The organism is Microbacterium xerophyticum, from assembly GCF_053543555.1.
In genome coordinates this window covers 347,060-371,608 of sequence record NZ_JBLVOB010000009.1, presented here as the reverse complement: position 1 = coordinate 371,608, position 24,549 = coordinate 347,060, and the positions used below count along the sequence as shown (strand labels likewise).

Annotated in this window: 30 protein-coding genes; 15 read left to right on the top strand and 15 right to left on the bottom strand. The window is 68.1% G+C overall.

Annotated elements, in window-relative coordinates; translation table 11 throughout:
* Nucleotides 1-50: 50 nt before the first annotated feature.
* Complete coding sequence (locus ACNPNP_RS19720) at nucleotides 51-1,925, top strand: S9 family peptidase (RefSeq protein ID WP_448967728.1); 1,875 nt, start codon at nucleotides 51-53, stop codon at nucleotides 1,923-1,925.
* Between the two features lie 5 nt (nucleotides 1,926-1,930).
* Here ACNPNP_RS19720 and smpB read toward each other — a convergent pair whose 3' ends face one another.
* From smpB to prfB, 4 genes are all read right to left on the bottom strand, one after another.
* Complete coding sequence (smpB, locus tag ACNPNP_RS19715) at nucleotides 1,931-2,407, bottom strand: SsrA-binding protein SmpB (protein WP_448967727.1); 477 nt, start codon at nucleotides 2,405-2,407, stop codon at nucleotides 1,931-1,933.
* An 89-nt stretch (nucleotides 2,408-2,496) separates the two neighbouring features.
* Nucleotides 2,497-3,411: a permease-like cell division protein FtsX gene (gene ftsX / locus ACNPNP_RS19710; RefSeq protein ID WP_448967726.1), complete on the bottom strand. Its 915-nt coding sequence runs from the start codon at nucleotides 3,409-3,411 to the stop codon at nucleotides 2,497-2,499.
* Nucleotides 3,408-4,436 carry a cell division ATP-binding protein FtsE gene (ftsE, locus tag ACNPNP_RS19705; RefSeq protein WP_448967725.1) on the bottom strand — a complete coding sequence of 343 codons (1,029 nt, stop codon included), beginning with the start codon at nucleotides 4,434-4,436 and terminating at the stop codon, nucleotides 3,408-3,410. Before ftsE ends, ftsX begins: the two co-directional genes overlap by 4 nt.
* Nucleotides 4,437-4,503: 67 nt before the next feature.
* A complete protein-coding gene (gene prfB / locus ACNPNP_RS19700) occupies nucleotides 4,504-5,613 on the bottom strand; it encodes a peptide chain release factor 2 (protein WP_448967724.1) in 1,110 nt (369 codons plus the stop codon).
* Between the two features lie 49 nt (nucleotides 5,614-5,662).
* Here prfB and ACNPNP_RS19695 point away from each other — a divergent pair, with 49 nt between their 5' ends.
* Nucleotides 5,663-6,478 carry an endo alpha-1,4 polygalactosaminidase gene (locus ACNPNP_RS19695; RefSeq protein WP_448967723.1) on the top strand — a complete coding sequence of 272 codons (816 nt, stop codon included), beginning with the start codon at nucleotides 5,663-5,665 and terminating at the stop codon, nucleotides 6,476-6,478.
* A gap of 59 nt (nucleotides 6,479-6,537) precedes the next feature.
* Nucleotides 6,538-7,755, top strand: coding sequence for an MFS transporter (locus ACNPNP_RS19690; protein ID WP_448967808.1), 1,218 nt, complete (start codon nucleotides 6,538-6,540; stop codon nucleotides 7,753-7,755).
* A 10-nt stretch (nucleotides 7,756-7,765) separates the two neighbouring features.
* Here the strand turns inward: ACNPNP_RS19690 and ACNPNP_RS19685 are convergent, their stop codons facing one another.
* From ACNPNP_RS19685 to ACNPNP_RS19675, 3 genes are read right to left on the bottom strand one after another with little or no spacing between them, the layout of a single operon-like run.
* A complete protein-coding gene (locus ACNPNP_RS19685; RefSeq protein WP_448967722.1) occupies nucleotides 7,766-8,218 on the bottom strand; it encodes a pilus assembly protein TadG-related protein in 453 nt (150 codons plus the stop codon).
* Complete coding sequence (locus ACNPNP_RS19680) at nucleotides 8,215-8,670, bottom strand: TadE family protein (RefSeq protein ID WP_448967721.1); 456 nt, start codon at nucleotides 8,668-8,670, stop codon at nucleotides 8,215-8,217. The genes ACNPNP_RS19685 and ACNPNP_RS19680 overlap by 4 nt, the downstream gene beginning before the upstream one ends.
* On the bottom strand, nucleotides 8,639-9,040 hold the full coding sequence (locus ACNPNP_RS19675; RefSeq protein WP_448967720.1) for a TadE/TadG family type IV pilus assembly protein: 402 nt from the start codon (nucleotides 9,038-9,040) through the stop codon (nucleotides 8,639-8,641). The genes ACNPNP_RS19680 and ACNPNP_RS19675 overlap by 32 nt, the downstream gene beginning before the upstream one ends.
* 119 nt (nucleotides 9,041-9,159) lie before the next feature.
* Here ACNPNP_RS19675 and ACNPNP_RS19670 point away from each other — a divergent pair, with 119 nt between their 5' ends.
* The 10 genes from ACNPNP_RS19670 (at nucleotide 9,160) to ACNPNP_RS19625 (ending at nucleotide 15,726) form a co-directional block, all read left to right on the top strand.
* Nucleotides 9,160-10,623 carry a recombinase family protein gene (locus ACNPNP_RS19670; RefSeq protein WP_448967719.1) on the top strand — a complete coding sequence of 488 codons (1,464 nt, stop codon included), beginning with the start codon at nucleotides 9,160-9,162 and terminating at the stop codon, nucleotides 10,621-10,623.
* Nucleotides 10,624-10,805: 182 nt separating this feature from the next.
* On the top strand, nucleotides 10,806-11,018 hold the full coding sequence (locus ACNPNP_RS19665) for a hypothetical protein (protein WP_448967718.1): 213 nt from the start codon (nucleotides 10,806-10,808) through the stop codon (nucleotides 11,016-11,018).
* On the top strand, nucleotides 11,015-11,716 hold the full coding sequence (locus ACNPNP_RS19660) for a hypothetical protein (RefSeq protein ID WP_448967717.1): 702 nt from the start codon (nucleotides 11,015-11,017) through the stop codon (nucleotides 11,714-11,716). Before ACNPNP_RS19665 ends, ACNPNP_RS19660 begins: the two co-directional genes overlap by 4 nt.
* The gene (locus tag ACNPNP_RS19655) at nucleotides 11,713-11,946 is read left to right on the top strand and encodes a hypothetical protein (RefSeq protein ID WP_448967716.1); all 234 of its coding nucleotides are present in this window, start codon (nucleotides 11,713-11,715) and stop codon (nucleotides 11,944-11,946) included. The genes ACNPNP_RS19660 and ACNPNP_RS19655 overlap by 4 nt, the downstream gene beginning before the upstream one ends.
* A 394-nt stretch (nucleotides 11,947-12,340) precedes the next feature.
* Nucleotides 12,341-12,766 (top strand): hypothetical protein, encoded by a 426-nt coding sequence (locus tag ACNPNP_RS19650; RefSeq protein WP_448967715.1) that lies wholly within the window; start codon nucleotides 12,341-12,343, stop codon nucleotides 12,764-12,766.
* A complete protein-coding gene (locus tag ACNPNP_RS19645) occupies nucleotides 12,763-13,008 on the top strand; it encodes a hypothetical protein (protein WP_448967714.1) in 246 nt (81 codons plus the stop codon). The genes ACNPNP_RS19650 and ACNPNP_RS19645 overlap by 4 nt, the downstream gene beginning before the upstream one ends.
* The gene (locus ACNPNP_RS19640; RefSeq protein WP_448967713.1) at nucleotides 13,005-13,319 is read left to right on the top strand and encodes a hypothetical protein; all 315 of its coding nucleotides are present in this window, start codon (nucleotides 13,005-13,007) and stop codon (nucleotides 13,317-13,319) included. The genes ACNPNP_RS19645 and ACNPNP_RS19640 overlap by 4 nt, the downstream gene beginning before the upstream one ends.
* Nucleotides 13,316-13,624 (top strand): hypothetical protein, encoded by a 309-nt coding sequence (locus tag ACNPNP_RS19635; protein ID WP_448967712.1) that lies wholly within the window; start codon nucleotides 13,316-13,318, stop codon nucleotides 13,622-13,624. Before ACNPNP_RS19640 ends, ACNPNP_RS19635 begins: the two co-directional genes overlap by 4 nt.
* A gap of 250 nt (nucleotides 13,625-13,874) precedes the next feature.
* Nucleotides 13,875-14,750, top strand: a complete 876-nt coding sequence (locus ACNPNP_RS19630; RefSeq protein ID WP_448967711.1) for a hypothetical protein — start codon at nucleotides 13,875-13,877, stop codon at nucleotides 14,748-14,750.
* A 202-nt stretch (nucleotides 14,751-14,952) separates the two neighbouring features.
* Entirely contained in the window at nucleotides 14,953-15,726 is a 774-nt protein-coding gene (locus ACNPNP_RS19625; protein ID WP_448967710.1) for a hypothetical protein, read from the top strand.
* Between the two features lie 134 nt (nucleotides 15,727-15,860).
* Here the strand turns inward: ACNPNP_RS19625 and ACNPNP_RS19620 are convergent, their stop codons facing one another.
* A complete protein-coding gene (locus tag ACNPNP_RS19620; protein ID WP_448967709.1) occupies nucleotides 15,861-16,034 on the bottom strand; it encodes a hypothetical protein in 174 nt (57 codons plus the stop codon).
* A gap of 68 nt (nucleotides 16,035-16,102) precedes the next feature.
* On the opposite strand from ACNPNP_RS19620, the gene ACNPNP_RS19615 reads away from it, so the two are divergent.
* Together ACNPNP_RS19615 and ACNPNP_RS19610 are read left to right on the top strand one after the other, a co-directional pair.
* Nucleotides 16,103-16,324 (top strand): helix-turn-helix domain-containing protein, encoded by a 222-nt coding sequence (locus ACNPNP_RS19615; RefSeq protein WP_448967708.1) that lies wholly within the window; start codon nucleotides 16,103-16,105, stop codon nucleotides 16,322-16,324.
* A 117-nt stretch (nucleotides 16,325-16,441) separates the two neighbouring features.
* On the top strand, nucleotides 16,442-17,527 hold the full coding sequence (locus ACNPNP_RS19610; protein WP_448967707.1) for a hypothetical protein: 1,086 nt from the start codon (nucleotides 16,442-16,444) through the stop codon (nucleotides 17,525-17,527).
* Between the two features lie 104 nt (nucleotides 17,528-17,631).
* On the opposite strand, the gene ACNPNP_RS19605 is transcribed toward ACNPNP_RS19610, so the two are convergent.
* From ACNPNP_RS19605 to ACNPNP_RS19575, 7 genes are all read right to left on the bottom strand, one after another.
* Complete coding sequence (locus ACNPNP_RS19605) at nucleotides 17,632-17,766, bottom strand: hypothetical protein (RefSeq protein ID WP_448967706.1); 135 nt, start codon at nucleotides 17,764-17,766, stop codon at nucleotides 17,632-17,634.
* Nucleotides 17,767-17,805: 39 nt separating this feature from the next.
* Complete coding sequence (locus tag ACNPNP_RS19600; protein ID WP_448967705.1) at nucleotides 17,806-18,744, bottom strand: type II secretion system F family protein; 939 nt, start codon at nucleotides 18,742-18,744, stop codon at nucleotides 17,806-17,808.
* Nucleotides 18,741-19,601 carry a type II secretion system F family protein gene (locus ACNPNP_RS19595; protein WP_448967704.1) on the bottom strand — a complete coding sequence of 287 codons (861 nt, stop codon included), beginning with the start codon at nucleotides 19,599-19,601 and terminating at the stop codon, nucleotides 18,741-18,743. The genes ACNPNP_RS19600 and ACNPNP_RS19595 overlap by 4 nt, the downstream gene beginning before the upstream one ends.
* Complete coding sequence (locus tag ACNPNP_RS19590; RefSeq protein ID WP_448967703.1) at nucleotides 19,598-20,740, bottom strand: TadA family conjugal transfer-associated ATPase; 1,143 nt, start codon at nucleotides 20,738-20,740, stop codon at nucleotides 19,598-19,600. Before ACNPNP_RS19590 ends, ACNPNP_RS19595 begins: the two co-directional genes overlap by 4 nt.
* Nucleotides 20,741-20,832: 92 nt before the next feature.
* On the bottom strand, nucleotides 20,833-22,242 hold the full coding sequence (locus tag ACNPNP_RS19585; protein ID WP_448967702.1) for a prolyl oligopeptidase family serine peptidase: 1,410 nt from the start codon (nucleotides 22,240-22,242) through the stop codon (nucleotides 20,833-20,835).
* Nucleotides 22,243-22,288: 46 nt separating this feature from the next.
* Nucleotides 22,289-23,257: a PaaX family transcriptional regulator gene (locus tag ACNPNP_RS19580; RefSeq protein WP_448967701.1), complete on the bottom strand. Its 969-nt coding sequence runs from the start codon at nucleotides 23,255-23,257 to the stop codon at nucleotides 22,289-22,291.
* Nucleotides 23,258-23,292: 35 nt separating this feature from the next.
* Nucleotides 23,293-24,546, bottom strand: coding sequence for a cytochrome P450 (locus tag ACNPNP_RS19575; protein WP_448967700.1), 1,254 nt, complete (start codon nucleotides 24,544-24,546; stop codon nucleotides 23,293-23,295).
* Nucleotides 24,547-24,549: the final 3 nt, after the last annotated feature.

The window sequence follows — 24,549 nt, the reverse complement described above, 5'->3', positions numbered from 1 at the left end:
GCATCCAGCGTGACGCCGCGTGTCAGGCGGACGGCGAATAGGCTCGAGGCATGCAGCCGTACGGAACCTGGTCTTCCCCCTTCCACGCCGCCGACATCGCATCATCCGCGCCGCGCATCGACGGCGCCAGGTTCGTCGGCGATGAGATCTGGTGGGGCGAGTCGGTGCCGGCCGAGGGCGGCCGCGTCACGGTGCGCAGCTCGAACGGCGCGGTGCTCCTCCCCGAGCCGTGGAGTGCCCGATCGCGCGTGCACGAGTACGGCGGTGGGGCATGGACGGCGGATGCGGACGGCACGCTGTTCTTCGTCGATGCCGGTGATCAGCGCGTGTACCGGATGCCGCGTGGCGGGACGCCGGAACCGCTGACACCGACCGGCGCGGACGGCACCGGCCCGAACCATGGCGGGCTGCGTCTGCAGCACGGGCGTCTGCTGGCGGTGCGTGAGGATCTCGCTGCGGAGCCTCACCGACGGGCGATCATCGAGATCCCGACGGACGGATCCGCCGCCGCGGACGCTGCGGCGATCGGCGTGTTCGTCCAGGGCGACGCGTTCTTCGCGCACCCCGCGCTCTCGCCCGACGGCACCCGGATCGCATGGGTCGAGTGGAGCGGCAGGCGGATGCCATGGCAGGAAGCCATGCTCCGCATCGCGGCGGTCGGCGGTGACGCTCGCGCCGACACCCGCGCTCAGGCGGCTCTCCAGCCGGAGTGGATCAGCGACACCGAGCTCGTGTACGCGGACGACCCGACCGGCCGATGGAATCTCCACCGTCTGCGGATGGACGGGCTCGACGCGGGCACTCCGGAGCCGATCGCGCCGGCGGACGCCGACACCGGCTACGGCCTCTGGGTGCTCGGGAACCGCTGGTACCAGTTGCTGGCCGACGGCCGCATCGTCGCCGTGCGCACGAACGGCTCGGACGAGGTCGTGCTCATCGGGCACGACGGGTCGGAGGATCGCATCGAGGTGCCGGCCACGGCCCATGTGAGTGTCGATGACGCGTCCGGCTCGCGCGTGCTCCTCTCCGGCGGCGGCGCCGGTGTGAGCGCGGGCCTGTGGTGCGTCGACGTCGACTCCGGCGCGGTCGAACGGGTGCGCGGCGGACGACCGGTCGACGAGGACTGGATGCCCCCGGCGACCCGCATCACATTCGACCGTGCGAACGGGCCCGTCCACGCGTTCGACTACGCACCCTCCAACCCCGACGCCACCGCGGACGAGAGCGAGCTCCCGCCGTACATCGTCCTCGTGCACGGTGGACCGACCGCGCACGTCGCGGGCGCGGCATCCGCCGCCATCGCGTTCTACACGACCCGCGGGATCGGCGTGCTCGATGTGAACTACGGCGGGTCCACCGGGTACGGCCGCGCGTACCGCGAGCGACTGGACGGCCAGTGGGGCGTCGCCGACGTGGACGACGTGCTGGCCGCCGCACACGGACTGGCCGATTCCGGTCGTGCGGGCCCGAGCCGCATCGCGATCCGCGGCGGGTCGGCGGGTGGGTGGACGGTGCTCGCGTCACTTGTGCGCGGAGGGGTGTTCTCGGCGGGCATCAGCCGCTACGGCGTGACGGATCTACGTGCGCTCGCGGAAGACACGCACGACTTCGAGAAGTACTACCTGGACGGCCTCGTGGGTCCGTTGCCCGCGGCCGAACAGGTCTACATCGATCGCTCCCCGCTCACGCACGCGGAGCGGATCGACGTACCGGTGCTGCTGCTGCAGGGCGCTGACGACCGGGTCGTGCCGCCGTCGCAGTCGGAGTCGATCCGCGACGCCCTTGCGGCGCGCGGCATCCCGCACGAGTTCGTCGTGTACCCCGGTGAGGGGCACGGCTTCCGTCGTGCAGAGACGATCATCGACGCCCTGGAGCGTGAACTGCGCTTCCTCGGCGAGGTGTTCGGCTTCGAACCGGAGCTGTAGGTCGGCTACTCGCCCACGCGGTTGCGCATGCGCATGGCGCGCTGGGCCTCGCGGGTGTCCTGGCGTTCGCGCAGCGTCTGACGCTTGTCGAACTCGCGCTTGCCCTTCGCGAGCGCGATCTCGACCTTCGCCCTGCCGTCGGAGAAGTAGAGCTTGAGCGGGATGAGCGTGTAGCCGCCGGCGGACACCGCGTGCTGCAGCTTCTCGATCTCCTCGCGGTGCAGCAGCAGCTTGCGGATGCGCTTGGACGAGTGGTTCGTCCAGTGCCCCTGCGAGTACTCCGGGATGTGCACGGAGTCGAGGAACACCTCGTTGCCCTTGACGAACGCGTACCCGTCGCTGAGGTTCGCGCGGCCCTGCCGCAATGACTTCACTTCGGTGCCGGTGAGCACCATCCCCGCCTCGTACGACTTCTCGATGTTGTAGTCGTGACGTGCGCGACGATTGGGCGCGACGACCTTCTCCCCGCGTTCCCTGGGCATGATGCTCTCCTGATCCGTGCCGCGCCGAACGCACGACAGCCCATCAGTCTACAACGGCGAAGGCCGCTGCCGGGACGCACGGCCGGATGCTACGTGCGCAGCCACCGGCGGATCGCGAACCCTGCCGACAACGCCGCCAGGATCACGCCTATGCCGATGAGCACCGGCACGACGAACGCAGCATCCTGCATCGTCACCCAGGTGGTGATGAACGGCACCCTGCCCTTCAGATAGCCGTTGACGCCGAAATGCACGCCGGCGATGACGGCCCCGCTGGCGAGCACGGAGCCGATGAAGGCCGCGAACACGCCCTCGAGCACGAACGGCGTCTGGATGAACCGGTTCGAGGCGCCCACCAGGCGCATGATGCCGATCTCCTTGCGTCTGGCGTACGCGGACAGTCGGATCGTGGTGGCGATCAGCAGGATCGCGGCGATGAGCATGAGCACGGCGATGCCGACCGCGATGTAGGTCGCGACGGTGAGCGCGGAGAAGAGCGGATCGAGGTACTGCAGCTGATCGCGCACCTCCTCCACGCCGCTGATGCCGGCGAACGCCTCGACGATCACCTGCGACTGGCCTGGGTCCCTGAGGGTGACGTAGAACGTCTCCGACATCTGCTCCTCGGTGAGCACGCTGGCCTGTTCCTCGCCCAGCAGTTCGGTGATGTTGGCGTAGGCCTCCGCCTTGGTCTCGAACCGTAGGTCACCGATCAGTGACGCGAGCGGATCCGCTTCGAGCTCGGCGCGCACCTGATCGACCTGCTCGGGTGTGGCGGCGCCGTCGATGCAGCTCTCACCGGTCGAGACCGTCGAGCACATCGAGACCGACACCTGCGCGCGCTCGGTCCAGTAGTCGCGCATGGTGCTGATCTGGCCCTGCATGAGGATCGCCGCGCCCACGAACGTCAGCGACACGAACGTCACCAGCACGACGGAGATCACCATCGAGATGTTGCGCCGAAGGCCCCCGAGGGCCTCGGTGAGGATCAGACCCACCCTCACGATGTCGGCCCCACTTCCTCGTCGTCCTTGCCGTCGGAGAGACCGAGGCGATCGGCGACACCGAGCTCGGCGACGTCGACGTCCGGCAGCACGATCGGATGCGTGCCAGGGCCGACGTTCGTCGGAGCCTGCTCGGCCGCCGGAGCCTGCGCGGATGCCGGCGCATCTGCGACCGGCGCCGCGGGAGCGTCAGCGCTGCGCGCTGCCTTCATCTGCGAGATCATCTCGGCGGTGAGGGGCTCGAGCGACTCGGTCTGACGCTGCACCTCCTGCACGGCGGTGAGGGCAGCGGTCGCAGCGGCGCCGCGCTCCTGCTCAGGGACGAGCTGCGGGATCATCGAGCGGTCGCCGTAGCCGCCGTGCACCTCGTCGCGCACCATCTCGCCGTCGCGCAGCTCGATCACGCGGCGCTGCATCTGGTCGACGAACGCGGCTTCGTGGGTGGCCATCAGCACCGTCGTGCCGCCCGCGTTGATGCGCGCGAGCAACTGCATGATGTCGACCGAGGTCGCAGGGTCGAGGTTTCCGGTCGGCTCGTCCGCGAGCAGCACCTGAGGGCGGTTGACGAGCGCGCGGGCGATCGCGACGCGCTGCTGCTCTCCGCCGGAGAGCTCATGCGGCATCCGCTTCTCCTTGCCTTCGAGCCCGACCAGTGCCAGCGCCTCCGGCACTGCCTGCTGGACGAACCCTCGCGAAGAGCCGGTCACCTGAAGAGTGAAGGCCACGTTCTGGAACACGGTCTTGGTGGAGAGCAGACGGAAGTCCTGGAACACCGAGCCGATGTGACGGCGGAAGTACGGCACCTTGCGGTTCGCGAGCGAGCGCAGGTCTCGCCCGAGCACCGCGACACGTCCGGCGGACGGCACCTCCTCGCGGAGGATGAGCTGAAGGCAGGTGGACTTCCCCGACCCGGAGGCTCCGACGAGGAAGACGAATTCGCCCCGTTGGACTTCGAAGTCGACCCCCGCGAGGGCCGGTCGCTTCGTCCCGCGGTAGCGCTTGGTGACGTTCTCGAACCGAATCATGGCGTTATGAGCCTAAGCGCGCGCCTGTCGCTCGACGCGCGCGACACCCCTGCGAGACGGAGAGAGCTCAGTCGTCATCCCTGCGCTTGCGCCAGCGGATGCCTGCCGAGATGAAGTCGTCCAGATCGCCGTCGAACACGGCGGCGGGGTTGCCGGATTCCTGGCCGGTGCGCAGGTCTTTCACCAGCTGCTGACCGTAGAGGAAGTACGAGCGCATCTGATCGCCCCAGCTCGCCGTGATGTTGCCGGCGAGCTCCTTCTTCGTCGCCGCTTCCTTCTCCTTCTGCAGCAGCAGCAGGCGGGTCTGCAGCACGCGCATGGCGGCGGCCCTGTTCTGGATCTGCGACTTCTCGTTCTGCATCGAGACGACGATTCCGGTGGGGAGGTGAGTCAGGCGCACTGCCGAGTCTGTCGTGTTGACCGACTGCCCACCAGGGCCGGAGGAGCGGAAGACGTCGACGCGGATGTCGCCCTCGGGGATCTCGACCTCGGTGGCCTCCTCCATGAGGGGGATGACCTCGACAGCGGCGAAGCTCGTCTGACGCTTGTCGGCGGAGCCGAACGGGCTGATGCGCGCGAGGCGGTGCGTACCGGCTTCGACGGACAGCGTGCCGAACGCGTACGGAGCGTCGATCTCGAAGGTCGCGGACTTGATGCCCGCGCCCTCCGCGTAGGAGGTGTCCATGACCTTGGTCGGGTACTTGTGCTTCTCAGCCCAGCGCAGGTACATGCGCATGAGCATCTCGGCGAAGTCGGTGGCGTCGTCGCCACCCGCACCCGAGCGGATCGTGATGATCGCCGAGCGGTCGTCGTACTCGCCGTCGAGCAGCGTCTGCACCTCGAGCTGGTTGATGACGTCGGTCAGCGCGGCGAGTTCGCCCCGTGCCTCCTGGCCCGATTCCTCATCGCCCATCTCGTTGGCGAGTTCCACGAGCACCTCGAGATCGTCGAGGCGCTGCGCGATGCCGGTGATGCGGGCGAGTTCGGACTGGCGGTGGCTGAGGGCGCTGGTGACCTTCTGAGCGCGCTCGGTGTCGTCCCAGAGGTCGGGTGCGCCCGCTTCCTCACTGAGCCGGGCGATGTCCTCGCGAAGTCGGGAAACATCGACGACCTCGCTGATATCGCCGAAGGTGTGCCTGAGCGCCTGGATTTCGGCGGAGAGATCTAGTTCGAGCATGACACCCCAGCCTATCCTGCCGCGGTTAGTCTGAGGTGTGCGTATCCGCGTGAGACGATCCTTCGCCGTCGCGGCCGCCGCGGCGAGCATGCTCGCCCTCACCGCGTGCACGGCGTCAGGGCCCGCCGCAGACCCGATCGACCTCGCGGTTCTGCCCGACGATGCGGTGTTCGATTACCAGCTCGGCGGAGGATATCCGCCGGCCGACGATGTCACGGTCGTCGTGCGCGATCGCACTGATGCGCCGGAGAGCGGCCTGTACTCCATCTGCTACATCAACGCCTTTCAGACGCAGCCGGGCGAGCTCGACGACTGGCCGTCGGATGCGGTGCTCGTCGACGACTCCGGACTGCCCGTGCGCGACCCGGACTGGCCGGACGAAGCGCTGCTGGACATCTCTTCCCCCGCGGGGCACGAGATCGTCGTCGCCACCGTCGGCGATTGGATCCGGGGATGCGCGGCGGACGGATTCGACGCGGTCGAGTTCGACAACCTCGATTCCTTCACCAGGGCCGGCGGACGGATCACTGTCGACGACGGCGTCGAAGTGGCGGCGAGACTGGTGACCGTCGCGCATTCCGCCGGCCTCAGCGCCGGCCAGAAGAACGCCGCCGAGTTCGCCGCCGTGCTCCGCGAGGAAGCGCACTTCGACTTCGCCGTCAGCGAGGAGTGCGCTGCGTACGACGAGTGCTCCGCGTACATCGAGACCTACGGGACGGGCGTGCTGAACATCGAGTACACCGATAATCTGCCCCGCCCGTTCACGGAGGTGTGCGCCGATGCGGACACGCCGCCGTCGACGATCCTGCGCGACCGCGACCTGGCGACGCCTGCCGAGCCCGCGCACCGCAGAGAGGTGTGCTGAGCGCGGAGTAGCGTGGTCGTGTGAGCAGCGCGTCGTCGGTCCTGAGAGAGTTCGGGCCGATGGTGTACCTGCCGACGATCCTGTTCGCCCTCGGCGAGGGCGCCGTCATCCCGCTGATCCCGGTGATCGCGGCGAACATGGGCGCCGATGTCGCCTCCGCCGCACTGGTCGCCTCCGCCCTCGTGATCGGGCAGCTGTGCGGAAATCTTCCGGCCGGGTGGGCGGTTGCGCGCATCGGCGAGCGCTTCACGATGGTGATCGCCGGGGTCATCTCGATCGGCGCGGTCGCGGGGATGGTTTTCGCCCCCGTGCTGGTCGCGTTCGCGGCATCCGTCTTCCTGCTCGGGTTCTGCGCGGCCGCCTTCGGCCTCGCCAGGCACGCCTTCATGACGACGCGCGTGCCGGTGGCGTTCCGCGCCCGTGCGCTGTCGTTGCTGGGTGGCAGTTTCCGGCTGGGTGTGTTCGTGGGGCCGTTCGTGACGGCCGTCCTGCTGCAGGTCTTCGGCGACGAGCATGCTGCGATCTGGTTCTTCCTCGCGTGCCTGGTCGTCATGGTGGTGCTGGTGCTGTTCGGGCCCGATCCGGATCAGACCACACCGCCGGTCGCGCTGAGCTCCGCCTTCGCCGAAGACTCCGGTGAGGTGGTGACGGGGTCCATCCCGACCGTCGAGCGCGTGGGGATATTCCGCACGATGTGGCAGCACAGGAGCGTGCTCGGGAAGCTCGGACTCGCGGCCGCGTGCCTGTCGGGAGTGCGATCGGCACGGCAGGTCGTGCTGCCGTTGTGGGGCGTCTCGCTGGGGCTGGACGCGCAGACCATCGCCCTGGTCGTCGGCGTCTCGGGTGCCATCGACTTCGCCCTGTTCTACGCCAGCGGCCAGGTGATGGACCGATTCGGCCGGCTGTGGGCGGCGATGCCGGCCATGGTGCTGATGGGGATCGGGTTCCTCGCACTCTCCTTCACGCACGACGGGGACGCCGCGGTGCTGTGGTTCGGGATGCTGGCGGCGGTGCTCGGCGTCGGCAACGGCCTCTCGAGCGGCATCCTGCTGACTCTCGGTGCCGACACCGCGCCGAAGCAGGAGCCGGCGGCGTTCCTCGGCTCATGGCGGACGCTCACCGACGCCGGCGGAGCGATCGCCCCGCTGATCGTGTCCGGCGTGACCGCGATCGCGTCGCTGTCGGTGGCTTCAGGCGTGATCGGCGTCGTCGGCCTGCTCGGCGCGCTCGGGTTCATCCGCTGGATCCCCCGGTTCAGCCCTCGCCCTGATCGCTAGGTCGCTCGTCTCAGCGCAACGCCGTACGGCTCGTCGCCGTCGCTTCCAGCGGCACACCGCCGGGAACGAACGGCGAGAACAGCGGCGGATGCCAGGCAGCCGCGACCGTGACGCGCGCTGTCACACCGTCGGGTGCGGATGCCGACACGAGAGCCGCATCGGTCGTCATCGCACCCACGATCGCGATCGCCTGCTCGTACACTCCGGCGTCCGTCAGCTCTGCCCGTACCGATTCGCCGTCGACCACGAGGGTGAAGCCGTCCGCGCCCGCGAGCGCCGCGGCATCAGCGAGGGAATCGAGTCGCTTCTGCGCGATGTACAGGTCGGTCGCGCAGGTGCAGACGAAGATCACCGCGATCGCGAGCACGACGTAGCCCAGCAGGAGCGGAAGGACGCTGCCGTCCTCGGCATCCCGCTCCTCCGCCTCTCTCGCGAGCCTCTCGAGAGAGGGACGGCGCATCATCCCGTGCCCCACAGACGTGAGACCTTCTGCGCGGCGGCGGCCTCGAGCGGGATGCTCGCCGCCCTGTCCAGCCCGAAGATCGGCGGCACGAACGGCAGCGAGACGCGGGTGGTGACGGTGACGATGACCGTCGCACCGGCCGATGGACACGCGGTGACGGCCGGGGTGCAGGTCATCGACACGTCGACGCTCCCCTGGTCGATCCCGTATTCCTCCAGCACGCTCGCGAGCACGGCGTCGCTGTTCGCCGCTGCGGAGTCGACGTCATCCGCCTGGCCGATCACCCGCGCTGTGTGCCGTGCGGCGGCCTCGACGCCGAGAAGGCTCTCCTGCACGGCGCCGAGCGTGATCACGAGGTATGCGAGCGGGACGAGCAGGATGACGCCGACCGTGATGAACTCCAGCGCCGCTGATCCGTCGTCATTCTTCGCCCAGAGTCTCCAGCGGGGCATCCGCGTTCACCTCCATCGCGTAAGGGATGCCGAGCAGACCGATGATGGGCAACGTGGTGCGCACCGTCACGACCGCCGTCGGGTGTCCGAGCCGGTCGCTCTCCGCGACGGCGACGTCCTCGGCGTAGGCCGCACCGACCGCTCTGGTGATCGACATGCGTGTGCGGTCGGCGCCCTCCTCCAGCGCGGTGTCGGCGAGGGCCGCGTAGTGCGCTCCCTCCACGGCCGCATCGTGCACGACGTTGCGCACGTACACCGCGAAGCCCAGTTGCAGCACGGCGAGGGTGAGGACGGTGAGCAGCGAGCCGACGAGCACGAACTCGACCGGGCTCGACCCGCGGTCGTCCGTCGCCGCCTCGCGCCAGCGCACGTCAGAGCCCGGACACTCGCGAGATCGCCTGCTCGAACAGTCCGGTCAGAGCCGGGCCGGCCACCGCCCAGATGAGCACGACGAGACCAGTCATAACGCTAACGGGGTAAAGTAGGGCCATGGCAACTCGACGTAGGCGCGCCCCCGGTCCCCTCGACCACCTCGGCCCCGAGACGTGCGTGATCTACCTCCGCATCTCTCAGGACCGATCCGGCCAGATGCTGGGCGTCGAACGACAAGAGCCCGAGTGCCGAGCCCTCGCCGCACGCCTCGGACTGCACGTCGACCACGTGTACACCGACAACGACATCTCGGCGACGAACGGCAAGACCCGCCCCGAGTTTGAGGCGATGCTGAACGCGCACCCTGAGGTGATCATCTCGTGGCACCAAGACCGCCTCCTCCGCCTCACAAGCGATCTGGAGCGCGTGATCGACCTCGGCGTCGATGTGCATTTCGTCACCTCATCGAAGGGCGGGCTGGACCTCTCGACGCCCGCCGGTCGTGCGGTCGCCCGCACCGTCGCCGCATGGTCGCAGTACGAGGGCGAGCAGAAAGCCGAACGGCAGTACGCCGCGAACCGCCAGCGCGCCGAGAAAGGGCACTGGCAGTTCTCCCGCCGCCCCTACGGCTATCAGCGCCTCGACGGCCAGATCGTGATCGTTCCCGACGAAGCCGATGTGGTGCGCGAGTGCTACCGCCGGTACACCGCCGGGGAAAGCCTCTATGCCATCGCGAACGACCTGAACGACCGCGGCATCCCGACGCACGACACCAACGCCGCCGAAGGCGAGCGCACCGCCTGGTCGATGCGCCGTGTTCAGCAACTCCTCCGCAATGAGCACTACGCGGGCATCGTCACGTACCTCGGCGAGCGCATCGACGCCGAGCCGACGTGGGAGCCACTGATCGACTCGCGCACCTGGAGCGACTACCTCGCGATGCGTGACGGTCGCACCCGCGATGGCGCATGGAGCACTGCGACGAAGCACCTCCTGAGCGGCATGCTCACGTGCGCCGTCTGCGGTGGCCGGATGCTCGCCCGCCCGGACCGCGGCAAGCAGGTGTACGCCTGCACGGCCAACTGGTGCGTGTCGATTCAGGCGTCAGACGTGGAGCCCGTCATCAACGGCATGGTGCTCGCCCGGCTCGCCGATAAGCGCATCCTGCGAGCGCTTCGCGCCGAGCCGAACACCGCGCCCGTAGTCGCCGAACTCGACACTCTGCGGGACCGTCACCGAACCCTGATCAGCCTCGTCGCCGATGGTGCTCTCCCTCGCGCGGAGGCCCGTCAGCGTGGCCTGGCATTGGCCGAGAAGATTGAGACGCTGGAGAAGCGTCTAGCGTCGATGCGGCGGGAGAGTCCGCTGACTGACCTGGCGCTCGCACGGTCGATCCCGACGCGGTGGCGAAGGATGCCGCTCCTGGAGAAGCGCCGCGTCATCGAAGACCTCGGCCTCCTCGTGAGCATCGGCAAGACAAACCGGCGCGGGCGCGGCCCGCTCGACGCCGAGGGAGTGGCGATCCCCGACCTCGACCGCATCGCGTTCGCGTGGCGCGACACCCCAGCGGAAGAATCCTAACCAGGGTTAGGGATAATCCCTGATCAGAGGCTATATTCCTCGCCCCCGATGGAGTAGGATCGTCATAGGTCATCACGAGGTGGCCCGTGCACGACAACGCGGACACATAAGAACCCGGTTAGCCCTCAGGGCGTGGTCTGTGAGCGCTCCAGAGGTCCAAGAGCGCGGAACAGGACGCGCCCATGTCGGCAGCAGTGCCGCCGTCACAGGCACACGCGAGAAGTCGTGTCGCCAACGCGGTCAAGTACGGGCTACCGCCTGAGGTCATCGCGGACCGACGGCGCGACCTCGCGGCGGCGAACATCGCCGCCGCCATCGACCGAGCCCTCTCGACCGCTCCCGCACTGAGCGATGAGCAGTGCGCCCGGCTCGCGGCCCGACTCCGCGGTGCGTGATCACGGGCGCCTCTCTCGTGTTCGCCGCCCTCGACGCGGCCCACCGCGTCGCGCTCGGCCACGCCCCGACACGGCTCCTCGTTCGCCTCGCGCTGAGCGCTCGCGACGATGACACGGCACCGTGGGCGCGGCTCACCATGGCGGACCGATGCGCCGCACTTGGATGCGACGACGACACCGCCGGGCGTTCAGCAGTCAGGCGTGCGACGGCGGCAATCGTCAAGGCGAAACTCGCCGCACTCGCCGAGGGTGGCAACCGATCCGGCGCGGCCCGGTACGTGCTCACGCTCGCCGAGAAAGGTAACCGCTCAGCGGTCAGCAACCGCGGCGAAAAGGTAACCGCTCAGCGGCAGAAAGGTAACCGCTCAGCGGTCAGAAAGATAACCGCTCAGCGGTCAGCCAAGGAGGACAGAGGAGACACAGAGGAGGAGACGCGCACGAGCGCGCCCCTCCCCCTGACCTGCCCAACGCATCCCCACGGCAACGCATCCGAGCCGTGCCGCACCTGCGGAGACATTCGGCGAGCGCTCGCCGCCCTGCCGACCGTCTCAGCCCCGCGATCCGTTCAGCCCGGCGAATGGTGCTCTCTCGGCGATCATCACGTCGTCGGCGACGGCACGTGCGTGCGATGCGATAAGCGCGCCGACGACATCGCCGCCGAACCGATCCGGTCGCGCTACGTCGGAGGGACATCATGAGCCACCGCTACCGTGACGCCGCCGATCCGCTCGACCACTGGAGCGATGAGCACTGGACCAACACGCCCGCCCGTCTCGCCGCGTACGAAGCCGAGACCGAGGTATTCGCGGCCCTGATGTCGTACAGGAGCGCGATGCACCCATCGTCATTCGCAGCGGCGGTCGCCGACATCGTGGAGACGGTAACCGCGATGCCCGACTGCGACTGCGGCCCCGAGGACGCACCATGACCCGCACCTACGTCGCAACGCATCAAGCCCTGCGGCGAGCGCGAGGCACCGCCCGAGGCCGCGCGTGCGTCGCCTGCGGTCGCTCCTCCGAGGTGTGGGCGTGCTACCCCTGCGCAGACGCCGACCTCCTCGACGGCAGGAACTCCAGTGGTCGCCCCGTGACCTACGTCGCCGACCTCGACGGCTACGCGCCGATGTGCTGGACGCACGCCAACCATCACGACCGAGACCGCGCGATACGCCGACATACGACGGCTCACCTCGCCCTCTCCCCTGTCCTCGACCGACCAACCACACCCGGCCGACAACGCACGACGCCGGACCCCGGCCCGGCACTTTTCGCGCTGATCGATGGCGAATGGCTGACTCACGGAAACCCGAAACGGAGGCTCGCATGAGTAACCCGGCACCCGTCCGAAACGCCCCGGCCTACAGCGCCGAGAACACTGCGGCGCAGACCCACGGCGCGTACTCGCCCCGCACGGTCGAAGCGCTCGCCGCCGACATTGCTCAGAGCGTCGTGGATGCGGTACCGTACACCGGCCTCGACCGGTTCGCGCTCGCTCTCCGCGCGTACTCGCATGCCGAAGCACGGGCCGAGTTGATCCGCCGTCACCTCGACCACCACGGCATCTTGAACAACCGCAACACGCCGAGAACATCGCTCCTCGTCATGCTCGCCGCCGCCGAACGCGCCGCATACCGGGGACGGCAGGAACTCGGCCTGTCACCGGAGAGCGCCGCCCGTATCGCGTCGATGATCCGTACCGGAGGCGCTTACCTCCTCAGCCCGTCCGAGCGTCGGGAGGTTCTGCGATGATCCCGCGCCCTGACCGTCCCGACCGGGATCGTCTCATCGCCGACCTCGGCATCCAGCCTCGGCATCGTGATGCTGACGTGGAGGAAGTTCTCGCCGCTCTCGCCGCCCTCGAAGAGCGTCGGTACATCGTGCTCGACACTCCGAGGCGAGACCAGAGACCACTCACCGACGCCGAGTATCAACACGCCTTCGACAGCCTCGCCGAGCTTGTCGAGCACGAACGCCGGGAGGACTGGTGGTGATTCGCCGATCCCTGGCTGAGGCGGAAGCCGTCGCCCGCGCCCGTATCGCGTCAATCCGTGCCGCTGAGGCGGCGGCGGCATCCGACAGGGTTCGCGCCCTCGCCGCCTCGGCACGCGACCGCCTCCGCCTCGCCGCGGTCGCCCGCGATCCGCTCGTCTGGCATGCGGCGGCGATCCGCGCCGAGACAACCGCTCGCGAGGCGGTGCATCCTCTGACCGGCCACCCCGCGCGCGTGGTCCTACCCGTCTTTGACGACCTGCTAACCGGCGTCACCGAGTACGCCCGAGACATCGAATGGAGCCGACCATGAGTGGCCGAGACATAGACGCCCACCGCATCCGCTCAGCCCATTACGCCAGCCTCGACCCCGAGACGGCTGACCGCGTGATGCAACGCGAGTACCGGTCAGCGGTGCGCCGCGACCGAGGCGTGCGCGAACGACGCCCGGAGGTCGACCCTGCCGCGGTCATCGCGCTCACGTCCGCACTCGCCCGCGTTGCCGTGGTGCCGGGCGCGCTCCTCGTCCCGTGCGCCGAGCATCGGGCCGAAGCTGGCCGATACTGCGGTCGCGGTATCCGCTACGTGTGCGCTGACCGCGTGAGGAGGGCGGCATGAGGTATCTGGGCGAGTCCTGGCAACACGAGATGATCCGGGCTGAACTCGCTGAGACTGAGCGGCGGCGGAGAGCCGAGGCACAGACGACGGTCGCACGCACACGGCCCGCTTTGCCGCCTCCTCGCCTGGCTGAGACGACGAAAGCACCCATGGCACCCGAAACCCCGTCCGCGCCCTCTCGACCCCGCTGGGCGCGGCATGGTGGCGATCACCCTAACGACTACCGAATGACTCCAGAAGAGAGCGACTAATGAATACGACGACAGACCTCGCGCCCATCGGCCTCCAAACGACACCCGACGGCATGAGTCCGTGCGCCGCCTGCGGCATCCCCACGACGGGCGCGACGACCGCCTACCCCGTCCTGTCTCGGATGATCACGACGGCAGGCGGCGAGCGCGCCGACACGATGGCGACCGGAGCGAGCGTCGACCTCCCGACGTGCGACGACTGCCAGGACATCGGCGACGTCACGGCCCGCATCCTCGCTGATCATCCCGGCCTGATCAGAGCCCTCGGCACGGTCGCATCGTGGCGTCTATGCGCGGCCCTGTACGCGCTCGACGCCCTCGGCCAGCGACTTCCCGACCCAGACATCTCTCCGGAACGTCTCGCAGCCCTGGTGCATCGTCTCGCCGACCCCGGAGCCCTCGTGACGTACTCTCGCCGGTTCTCCCCGGTATGGGAGACAGGCACCTCCGCGAAACGCTCCGCCCGCGCACGCTGGAGCGCGGTCCCGCCCGACGCGCTCGCCGAGTGCCGACGCGGCGCAGTCGATTGGCTGGCCGACGCTCGTCCTCCGCGGTCCCTGCCGCACCCGACCGGCGAATGGTGCCAGTGGTGCGGCACCTCGACCGCGCTGGGACGACGCGCGTCCGAAGCATGGTTCGGTGACCTGTGCGGCACGTGCGCGTCGGTGAAGTCCAACGGCGGCGACACGTACACGGCGCTATGGGATGCTGTGGACCCTGACCGCGCTATCCGTCGCCGGTCGATGTCCCCACCGGACCTCGACGGCGTGCGTCCGTGGTCACGTACGGGCGGTGGCGACGGCATGCCGTGCTCTCATCACGGCGGCATCGACGCGCTCCGCGATCGTGTCGCCTTCCTCGTCACCGGGGCTTGAGACGCTTCTCGGCTACGTCGTCGGGAACCTCTTGCCGCACGTGCGACAAGTCCCCCCACACGCCGTGAGCCGGTCGTCGGGGATAGTGCCCTCTGACCCACGGTTAGGGCATGTCATGACCCTGAACCTAGCGACAGATCGCGCGGCGACGCTATCCCTGTTCGCCGCGGCCTGACCTCCGGGCGAGTGGGAGACTGCATGCATGTACGTCCCACTTGTGAAGTATCCCGGTACCTGGCTCTCCTTCCCGGTCGCTGACCCAGATGCGACACGCCACATCGAATCGCTCCTGTACGAGATGACGAAAAGTCTCGGCGATGCGGCAATTGCACAGGAGTGGTTCGAGCATGCGCAGGCTTCACGTAATCCGCACGATGAGTGGGCGCGAGCGGCCGCGATTCGCCAAGAAGCCTCCGACCTCATTCGATCGGGTTCAGGTTCGCATCACTCCGACTGGGAACGGGAGTCGATCGAGACCGACGAACTCGCGATCAGGCTTGCCAGCGAGCGCGGGATCTGGCCCCGCGGTTACGGTTCACGTTTCGCGTTCATTCACGCGCACACGTTTCTCTACTCGCTCGACGCAATCGCCAAGTCTCTGGGCGTGCTCGCCAAGCGCACGGACTCGCCTTCCGGCGTCGCTACAGCCCTCGATGACTGGAATCGCATTTTCCCCACGGTCAAAGCGATTCGAGACAGCGCCCACCATATGGAAGATCGCGCCCGCGGACTCGGCAGACGGGAGAAGCCGCTGAACCTCCAGCCCATAGACAATCAGCTCGTGTCAGCGCCTGGCGGCGGCGTGCTCATAAACTCGTCCCTGATGAACAACCGATTCGGCACCACCACCGAGTCGGGTCACTACGAGGAAGTCGAAGTTGACGTGAACTCGCTCGCGGCGGCTCAGGCCGTCGTGCAGAAGACGATTGATGCTTTCGATTGGAGGGGACCGGCTCATCTTGAGCCGTCTCCATAGGTCTCCCGCGGGCGTAGGCGCGACGGCTTGCCACTCAGCGCACTGGCACCTAATCCTGCGCGAGCACGCCCGGCATGTCATCAGGGCCTAAAACTTGCCCTCGCCCTAATTCGACCGCCGACGCGAGCAGTCGATCAACCCTTGAACTTTGGGTTTGGGCGGCGCACGATCACCTTCGTACGTTTGCCCGTGAGCCATGTCCCGCTCGACGTGCTGGAAACGACTTCCCACCCCTTGCGGATGTACTTCTCGGCCTCGCGTTCAGTATTGAGCGTCTTCGTCTCGTACTCGTCGCGCTTACTCGCCATGCTCGGCCTCCTAATAATGTGACTCATAGTCCGTGGACTCATTGTCAGCATACCGAGACCGTTGACTAGTGCCCTCCTCGACCCACCGCGCCCGCTTCGGAGCGCGCGTGCGTTCACTCCGAGAGGAACATGGCATGTCCCAGGAGAGCTTCGCGCATCTCGCAGGACTGGACCGGACATACGTGAGTGGCATAGAGCGCGGACGACGCAACCCGACCCTCGAAGTGATCGTGCAGTTGGCCGACGCACTCGACGTATCCCCAGCCGAACTGTTCCGCCAGCAGTCCTAAAGTCCGACGTGCTCCAGCCTGCCTAATTGGAGCGCCGAGCGCTGAGAATCACGAACGCGGGCCGTCGGACCGTAGTATGTAGGCGCCACGGACCGTCCCTATTTGCAACGGAGATGCATGAATCTACTTTCGACGATCATGCCGGGGATACGGGAGGCCCGAACTCCATTGGCTGTTGGCGTGCTGTGGCTTATTGCTGCATACATGGCAGTGGTCCCACCGTGGGGCGACACGTTGGAAAACGCGCCCGGCATTCGATGGCTCGCTAGCCAGCTCAACGCAATACCTCAGGTGTACCTCGTTGGCGGCCTTGCGTTCGCGTCGTATCTAGTCGGAGCCGCACTGCAACCGCTCTCCACGCTGCTCGCGCGTCGGTTGCTAAAACCGTTCACCGATGCTCAACGTGGCGGGTATCCGCAGGGCAAGATTCGTCGTGCGTTCTTCAGATTAGTACGCCGCAGGGTCGACGTATCTGAATACCTTGGGCCAGTTAATGACGCAATCACGCAGACCTACGTTGCCGCAGGCCTCCCCTCGATGATGGCGATTCACTACCCCCACGAACGCGTCGTCGCCAAGTTTGACGCGACCGCCCTGCAACTATGGAATTCCCACCCCGATCAGTACCAGGAGTATGACCGTCTCCGTGCTGAAAGAGACTTCCGACAAGGCATCTGGCTTCCGATCCTCGTCATCGGAATCGCCTGTGGCCCGCTGTTTTCTTGGTGGGCCACAGTTGGCGTCGCGATTGGCGCGCTGGTCCTGCTCTATCAGAGTTGGGGAACCGACCACAGGCGGATCGTACTCATCGCCAATGCGCTATTTCAGAACTTGGTGGAGGATGCAGAGCTAACCTCCATGGTTCAGAACCTTGCGGCGCTGAAGAGGCCGCGCAATTGGCGTGAGACGGAGTCTGTCAGGTGCGCCCTCACCGCAGTTGCATTCGCAAAGGTAGGAGATTTTGAGTACGCGGACGAGTTGACTTGGGAGGCAGCCGCGGTCACTTTGTCCGATGCCATTCCCGAACTGCATTACCCCGACGCTGAAGTGGACATCGCAGACGCACGTAGCCGACGCGCCATCTCTGCCGTCGCGAAGCAGATCAGGAGCGTGTATCGGGCCAATGACGAAGCAGACGAAATTCCCGTCTACGATGGGCGTCTCAAAAAGCACCTCAAAGATGCGGGCAAAGAGTCTGCTTGATTCGGACCGTTAACGCACTCGCGACCCCCTAGCGCACGCGCCGCGTAACGCCCCTCGCACTCGGGATCATCCCAGACGTGACGAGGGAACACACCTCACAGACCTCACGGCGTTAGCACTGTCAGCCCGGCCGTCATCAACGTCACCAGAACCCAGCCGGGCACGTCGCCGGATTCGTCTTCGGCGAGCGCCCTGGTGTCGGCGGTGAGCGCTGCCCACCAGCCTTGGATTGCTCTCATCATCTGTCCTCTCGTGGATGGGTGGTTCAGGTCGTCGTCTCAGCCGAGTCCGAGTCGCAGAATGAACAGTCCGGGGAAAACTGCGAACAGCACGCTCAGCGGGAGGATCAGGAACACCAGTGGCAGCATCATGTAGATCTCGCGCCGGCCGGCCTGTTCGATGAGCACCCGCTTGGCGTCCTCCCGGGCATCCGCCGCCTGCGAATGCAGCACGCCGGCCAGCGGTGCCCCGTGCTCGAGCGCTGCGATCACCTGATCGACCGCTCGCGACAACCCAGGCAGCCGCAGCCGTGCGGACATCTCAGAGAGGGCATCCGCCAGCGGCGACCCCGTGCCGACGGCGAGCACGACCTGTCGAAGCTCGTGGGTGAGCTCGCCCGAACCTATCGAGGCGACGCGGCGCAACGCGTCCAGGAACCCCTCGCCCGCCGACAGGCAGAGCGCGAGGAACTCCAACGTGGTCGGCAGCTCGTCGCTGAGCCGCGACAGCCGCGCCTTGACTCTGGCGGTGAGCATCAGATCGACGGCCACCGCTCCCACGGCACCGACCAGCACCGGCAGCACTGCGGCGGGCGGCGTCATCCGTCCGGTCAGCGCGAGGATCACGACGAGCACGCATCCGGCGCCGAATCCGGTGACCGCCCACCCGAGTTGTCGGGCGCGGAAGGACGCGGGCGTGTCATCGATGCCCGCCTGTGCGAGGCGGAGCGCCAGTGCGTCACTGCCGCCGAGGCCGCGCGCGAACATGCGCTTGAGGCGTTCCCAGCCGTTTCCGCCGTGGAGGGGAAGGACTCCCGCTCGAGGAAGGATGCCGGTCGGCAGCGCTGCATCGTCGACGGCATCCCGCACGTAGGGAGCGATGCGGACCGTCAGGGACGCGGCACCCCAGCGCGGGGCGGCGGCGAGGACGCACAGCATCCCCGCCGCAAGCAGCCCACCGAGGAGGAGCGCCATGGCGGCATCCGTGACACCGCTCATGCGAACCACCGTCTGGGCTCGGGAAGACGGCCGATGCGCACCATGATGCGGAATGCCACGACCGACACGGCCGCACCGGCGCAGATCACGAGCACTCCCTCTGGGCTCGTGTACGCCTGCGCGCCCTCCGGTCGCAGGGCCAGGAGCCCGAGGATGACCCACGGTGCGATCACGCCGAGGACCGCCGCACCGCGGATCCAGGACTGCCGAGCTTCGACCTCGCCGCGCAGCGCGGCGTCAGCGCGCACGGACGACGACAATGAACGCAGCACGCCGGTGAGCTCGGTCCCGCCCACCTGACGCGCCATCTTCAGAGTCTCGATGATCCGATCGGCGATGGGATCGGCCAGCGAGCTCTTCAGCCTCTCGATGCTGGTCTCGAAGCGTCCGGTCGAGTGCAGATCCCTCGCGAACACGACGAACGCCGGACGCACCATCGCGGGCGCCGACTCCGCCAGGGAGGCGACCGCATCCGGCAACGACAGCCCGACGCGGATCGAGGCGATCAGGAGATCGCAGACGTCCGGCCAGAGCTGTCTCCGTGCCTTGAGCAGCCGCAGTCGACGCGCCCGCAGGAACGCTATCGGAGCGGCCGCTCCCCCGATGGCTGCCAGCACCGCCAGCGTCGGGATGCCGGTGACCAGCCAGGTGGCCGCTGCCGCAGCCGCCGCGACGGCGATGATGACGACCACGGCGGTGCGCTGCTGCACGGAGGCGTACCCTGCTTCATCCATCAGACGGACGAGCCGACCGCGGCTGCTCGTCTCCCGCTGCTCCTTGTCGCGTCGCGGCCACAGCCATGGCGATGCGCACAGCAGGAGTCCGGCCGCGAGGATCGCGCCGATGAGCAGCGTCATACCGGTGGCTCCGCCCGGTAGATGGTTCGCGTGATGATGCGCCCCTCCACGACCTCTCCGGTCGGCGCGATCACCTCGGTGACGCGCCGGGCGCCCGCGGCGTCACGCGTGCAGTGCACGACCATCGAGACCGAGGCTGCGAGTGCCGGTGCGATGAAGGAGCGATCGATGTTGCGTCCGGCGAGCAGGGGCAGGATCGTCAACTTCTCGAGCGCCTCGACCGCCGAGTTCGCGTGCACGGTGCCCGCACCCGGTACCCCGGTGTTCAGCGCGAGCACGAGATCGAGCGCCTCCGCGTCGCGGACCTCGCCGACGACGAGGCGATCGGGCCGCATGCGCAGGGCCTCCTTCACGAGACGGCGCAACGTGATCTCGCCACTGCCCTCCAGACTCGCCTGACGCCCCTGCAGCGCGACGAGATCGGGACCCTGCACGGCCAGTTCGAAGGTCTCCTCCACCGTGATGATGCGCTGGTTGTCCGCGCACGAGGCGAGCAGAGCGCCGAGGAGGGTGGTCTTGCCCGCGTGGGTCGCGCCCGAGACGACAACGCTGAGCCCGTCGCGCATCGCCGTGCGCAGCATCTCGGCGACCTCCGCCGGCAGCATTCCCAGCTCGACCAGCGCATCGAGCGTGCGATACCGGGGCAGGAACTTCCTGATGTTGACAGCCCAGGAGCCGCGGACGACATCCGCGATGGCGACGTGCAGTCGGGAACCGTCCGGCAGCGAGGCATCGACGAACGGTTGGCTGATGTCGACGCGGCGGCCGGTCGCCTGCAGCATCCGCTCCACGAGGTCGCGGATCATCGCGTCGGTCAGACGCAGCCCGATCCGCTCCGAGACGCCCTCGCGCGCGACGAAGACGCGGTCGGGCCCGTTCAACCAGATCTCCTCGATGTCGGGATCATCGAGGAGCGGCTGAAGGGGCCCGAAACCGCTGACCGAGGCGAGCACGTCGCGTACGCAGGCGATCTCGTCGTCGATCGTCTCTTCGCCACGCGACAGCGCGAGGTCGTTGTGCCTGCGGACCTCTGCCTGCGCGACGCGCCGCGCCTCTTCCGGCGCGAGCGAGGGATCGGTGCGTTCCGCACGCAGACGCCGGCGCACGCGCTCGGCGACGACGAGGGTGCTCTGGCTCACACGGGCATCCTCGCAAGAATCGGCGCCCGACCTCGGAAGTTATCCACAAGGGACTGCTCAGAACCGTATCCCGCCGCCGACGGCGGCGAGGTTCACCCGGCCTCGCGCTCGGGCCGGAGCATCGAGTCGGGGCGGAACTGCGCGAACGTCCCCGTCCCCCGATCGAGGTCGCTCTCAGCCGCGACCTGATCTGCACGGGCGTTCAGAGCAGCCGTCGTGGCGACGTTCGCCCAGCGCCCGGTGTCGAGCCTGTCCTGCAACGCGCCGACGACGGCGGCGAGCTCGGCATCCGAGTAGGCGCAGTGCCCCGGACGATCGACGAACACCTGCCGGAGCTGCGCGTTGGCGCCGGAGTGACGAACTCGTTCGGCATACGTCTGCGCCTGGGCGACGGTCGGCGCGGTGTCTCCGGTCTCATGCAGCGTCAGGACCGGCCCCGAGATCTGGCCGGTCGGCGTCGCATTGCGCTGCATGTACTCGACGGCTGCCGTATCGGCCGAGATGCGATCCGCACTCTCGAGGACATCCAGATCCTCTCTCAGGTCGAGACCGGCTTCGGCGTACAGCGCGCGAACGAGCTGCGCATTGTCTGATCCGTTCAGGGACTTCGAATAGTCGACTCCCGTGTTCCAGGAGAAGTTGCCCCCGGCGCGGGCCTCCAGCGGCGCTCGCGGAGAGATCACGCCGAACATGAACGCGCGGTACAGCTGCTCCTGCTGCGCCGCGATGTCTGCGCGTCCCGGCTCGACAGTGCCCTGCTGAGTCCACGGCGGTATCTGAGCGAGACTCGCGGCCAACGCGATGCGGGCGCGACCCTGCGGCGTCTTCTGCGCCTCGTCCAGCACCTCGCGGAAGGCCGCCTGCCGCTGCGGCTCGTCCTGCACGTCCACGAGTTCCAGGCGATCGTCGTACGGCGCCAGCAGCATCCGCAGTGCGAACGCGCCGTCCAGCGCCTGATTGAGCATCGGGATCGTGCCGGCGACCGACCCGCACAGCGGCAATGCCGCGTCGAAGACCGAGGGATGGTTCTCGAGCAGCGCGACCGAGGTGAGCCCTCCCATCGACGACCCCCACGCGACCACGTGTTCGGGTTCGCCCAGCGAGGCGCCGGCGACGTCGGCGAGCTGCGGCTGGTCGACGAGCAGGTCCTGCACGCTCCATCCGGAGGTCGAAGGCTTCGAGCCGGCGAGCGCGTACCCCTCGTCGAGCAGCCAGGAGATGACGTCGGCATCCGGTCCGGCGACGGCCTCGCCGCCGGCGCTGCCCGAATAACCGGGGCTCCAGACGAGCAGCGTGCCGTTCCAATCCGCGGGCGTCAGCAGCACGTACCGGCTGCCGCTGGCCAGGCTGCCGCGCGTCTCGCCGTGCTGCTCCGAGCCGGCGGTGGACGAGGCAGGGATCGCGCTCGAGGTCGACGTCGCCCCAGCGGTGAGGGGCGTGAGGACGAGCGCGCCGGCGGCGATCAGGCGGGCGGCCGCGCGCGGGAAGAACGTTGAAGGCATGGTGATGTCCTTTGCCGGGCGTGCGAGCGCCCGAGGTGATGAGGGTTCAGCCCTCTGTCAGCAGCGACGTCGCTGCTGCGAAAGTGTGGTGGGTGACGTGTCCGGCGAGATCGTCTCGGTACGGCCGAAGGAGGCGCCGGACTGCCGACTCGGCCGCGGGGCCGAGTGCATCGTAGACGGTTGCGCACACCGCGACGGCGCGATGCAGCGGATAGTCCGCCCCGAGCAGTTCGTCAGGCAGTTGCGGGTCGCTGCGACGCAGCATCCGCCAATCCGCCATGATCGACGTCCGGATACGGAGGGCCTCGTCGGCCGGACGCTCCGCAGAGTCCGACATCGCGTCCAGCACGACCGTCGGACCATCGCTCTCGAGGCGTCGGGCGACGGGCGCCCAGCGATCGAGGAACCGCCGATAACCCGCGGCGCGCTCCTGGAGCTGGAACGCTCCCACGATCGCCTCCCGATCGGTCCCCCGGGGAAGACGTGCGGAGGTGAACACCGTCACCTGCTCGGGGCCGAGCTCGACAGGCATGCTCGACAGCATTCCGGCGATCGGCTCGGACGCGTCTCCCGGTCGAAGCCACAGGGCGTCGTACAGCGGGGCGAAACGCAAGAGCCGGAGCCGATCGCGCAGCGCACGTCGCGTCCCAGCGGCGTCCTCCGGTACTGAGTACGCCACGACCGTCCAGGTTCCGTCCCACTCCGGTATGCGGTGGCTCAGGAAGAGCACCCGCACATGCGAGTCGATGATCTCGCGCGTCATGGGCGCCACGGCGTACTCCGTGTGGCGTCCGGACCTGGCGCCCACGAGGAATCCCCGCTGGGCGAGTCTCTGGATCGCGCCCCTCGCACCGGCCGCACTCACATCGAAGAGCCCGAGAAGATCCACGAGCGCTGCAGAAGGCAGAGGTTCGGCCCGCGCGAACCAGTAGTCGCCGAGCAGCACCGACAGCAGCTGCTGAGAGTGCGCACCGCGCTGAGAGCGCGGCAGAACTGTCTCGGAAGGCGACGGCATGGGGCGATTCTGTCACGTGTCCACTCCGCACCGGTTCAGCGGATCGGGTGCAGCGTCAGCGGTGCGCAACGCGGTCCGTATTCGAGCCAGTTCATCATCGTCACCTCACCGGCGAGCTCGAATCCTTCGGTGCGCTCGAGGATCGTCTGCAGCGCCACGAGGAGTTCCAGTCGCCCCATGGTCGCCGCCGGACATCTGTGGGCGCCACGGCCGAACGCGAGATGGGAGTTGCCAGGGCGGCGGAGGATGAAGTCGTCCGGAGCGTCGAACACCTCCGCGTCCCTGTTCGCCGACGGGAACAACAACGCGATCGGCTCCCCCTCGCGCACGAGGCGCCCACGCATCGTCGTGTCGCGCACCGCGGTGCGCGCGAACACCCGGTACGGGGCGTGCAGGCGCAGGAACTCCTCTATGGCGGCAGGAAGGTCGTCGGGGTGCCGCCGTAGATGCCGCTGCAGGTCCTGATCCTGCGCGAGGTGCACAAGGCAGCTGCCGAGTGCCGCCTGCGGTGCCCCCATCCCCGCGACGATCATCTGCCTCACCGTGGCGACGGCGGTCTTTCTCGTGATGTGGTTCGCCGGATCCTGCGCGGCCGCGTCGAGGCTCGCGACGAGATCGAGGTCAGGATCCGGATGCTGCGACAGCCTGTCATCGTAGACGCCTTCGGCGATCTCGTAGAGCTGCGCACTGCATTCCGCGATGACGGCGTCATCCATGTCCTGGATCGCGAAGGAGTAGCGCACGCCCACCTCGCGGATGCGTCGCGTCAGTGGTGCGGGGACGCTCAGGAACGCGGCGAAGCAGTCCATGACGTACGGGGCCGCGAAGTCGCTGACCGCATCGGGGGCGCTGCTGCGCAGCATCTTCGCGACGAGATCCTCTGCGCTCGTGCGGAACGCCGCCTCGTGCGCTCTCACGACGCTGCGGCGCAGCACCGGATCGATCGCGTCCCGATACGCGGTGTGCTCCGGCGGGTCGAAGTGCAGCGGTGGGCGCCGCGAGCTCCGCGGGACGTGCGGCACGACGTTCTGCACTGACGTGATGAACAGCTCGTCGTCCTGGGCGATGCGCACGACGTCGTCGTACGTGGTGGCAGCCCAGAACCCTCCGAACTCCTCACTCCACGGGAACGCGTTGCCGGCGCGCAGCGCCGCATAGTCGGCGTGCGCGCTGCCGAACTCCTCCTCCAGAGCCGGCGCCCACTCCGAGCCGCGCTCCTCGCGCGTTCGAGCATCCGGCTTCGCAGCGACGGTGTCGTCGGAACCGTACCCGAATGGACATGTCGCCACGTC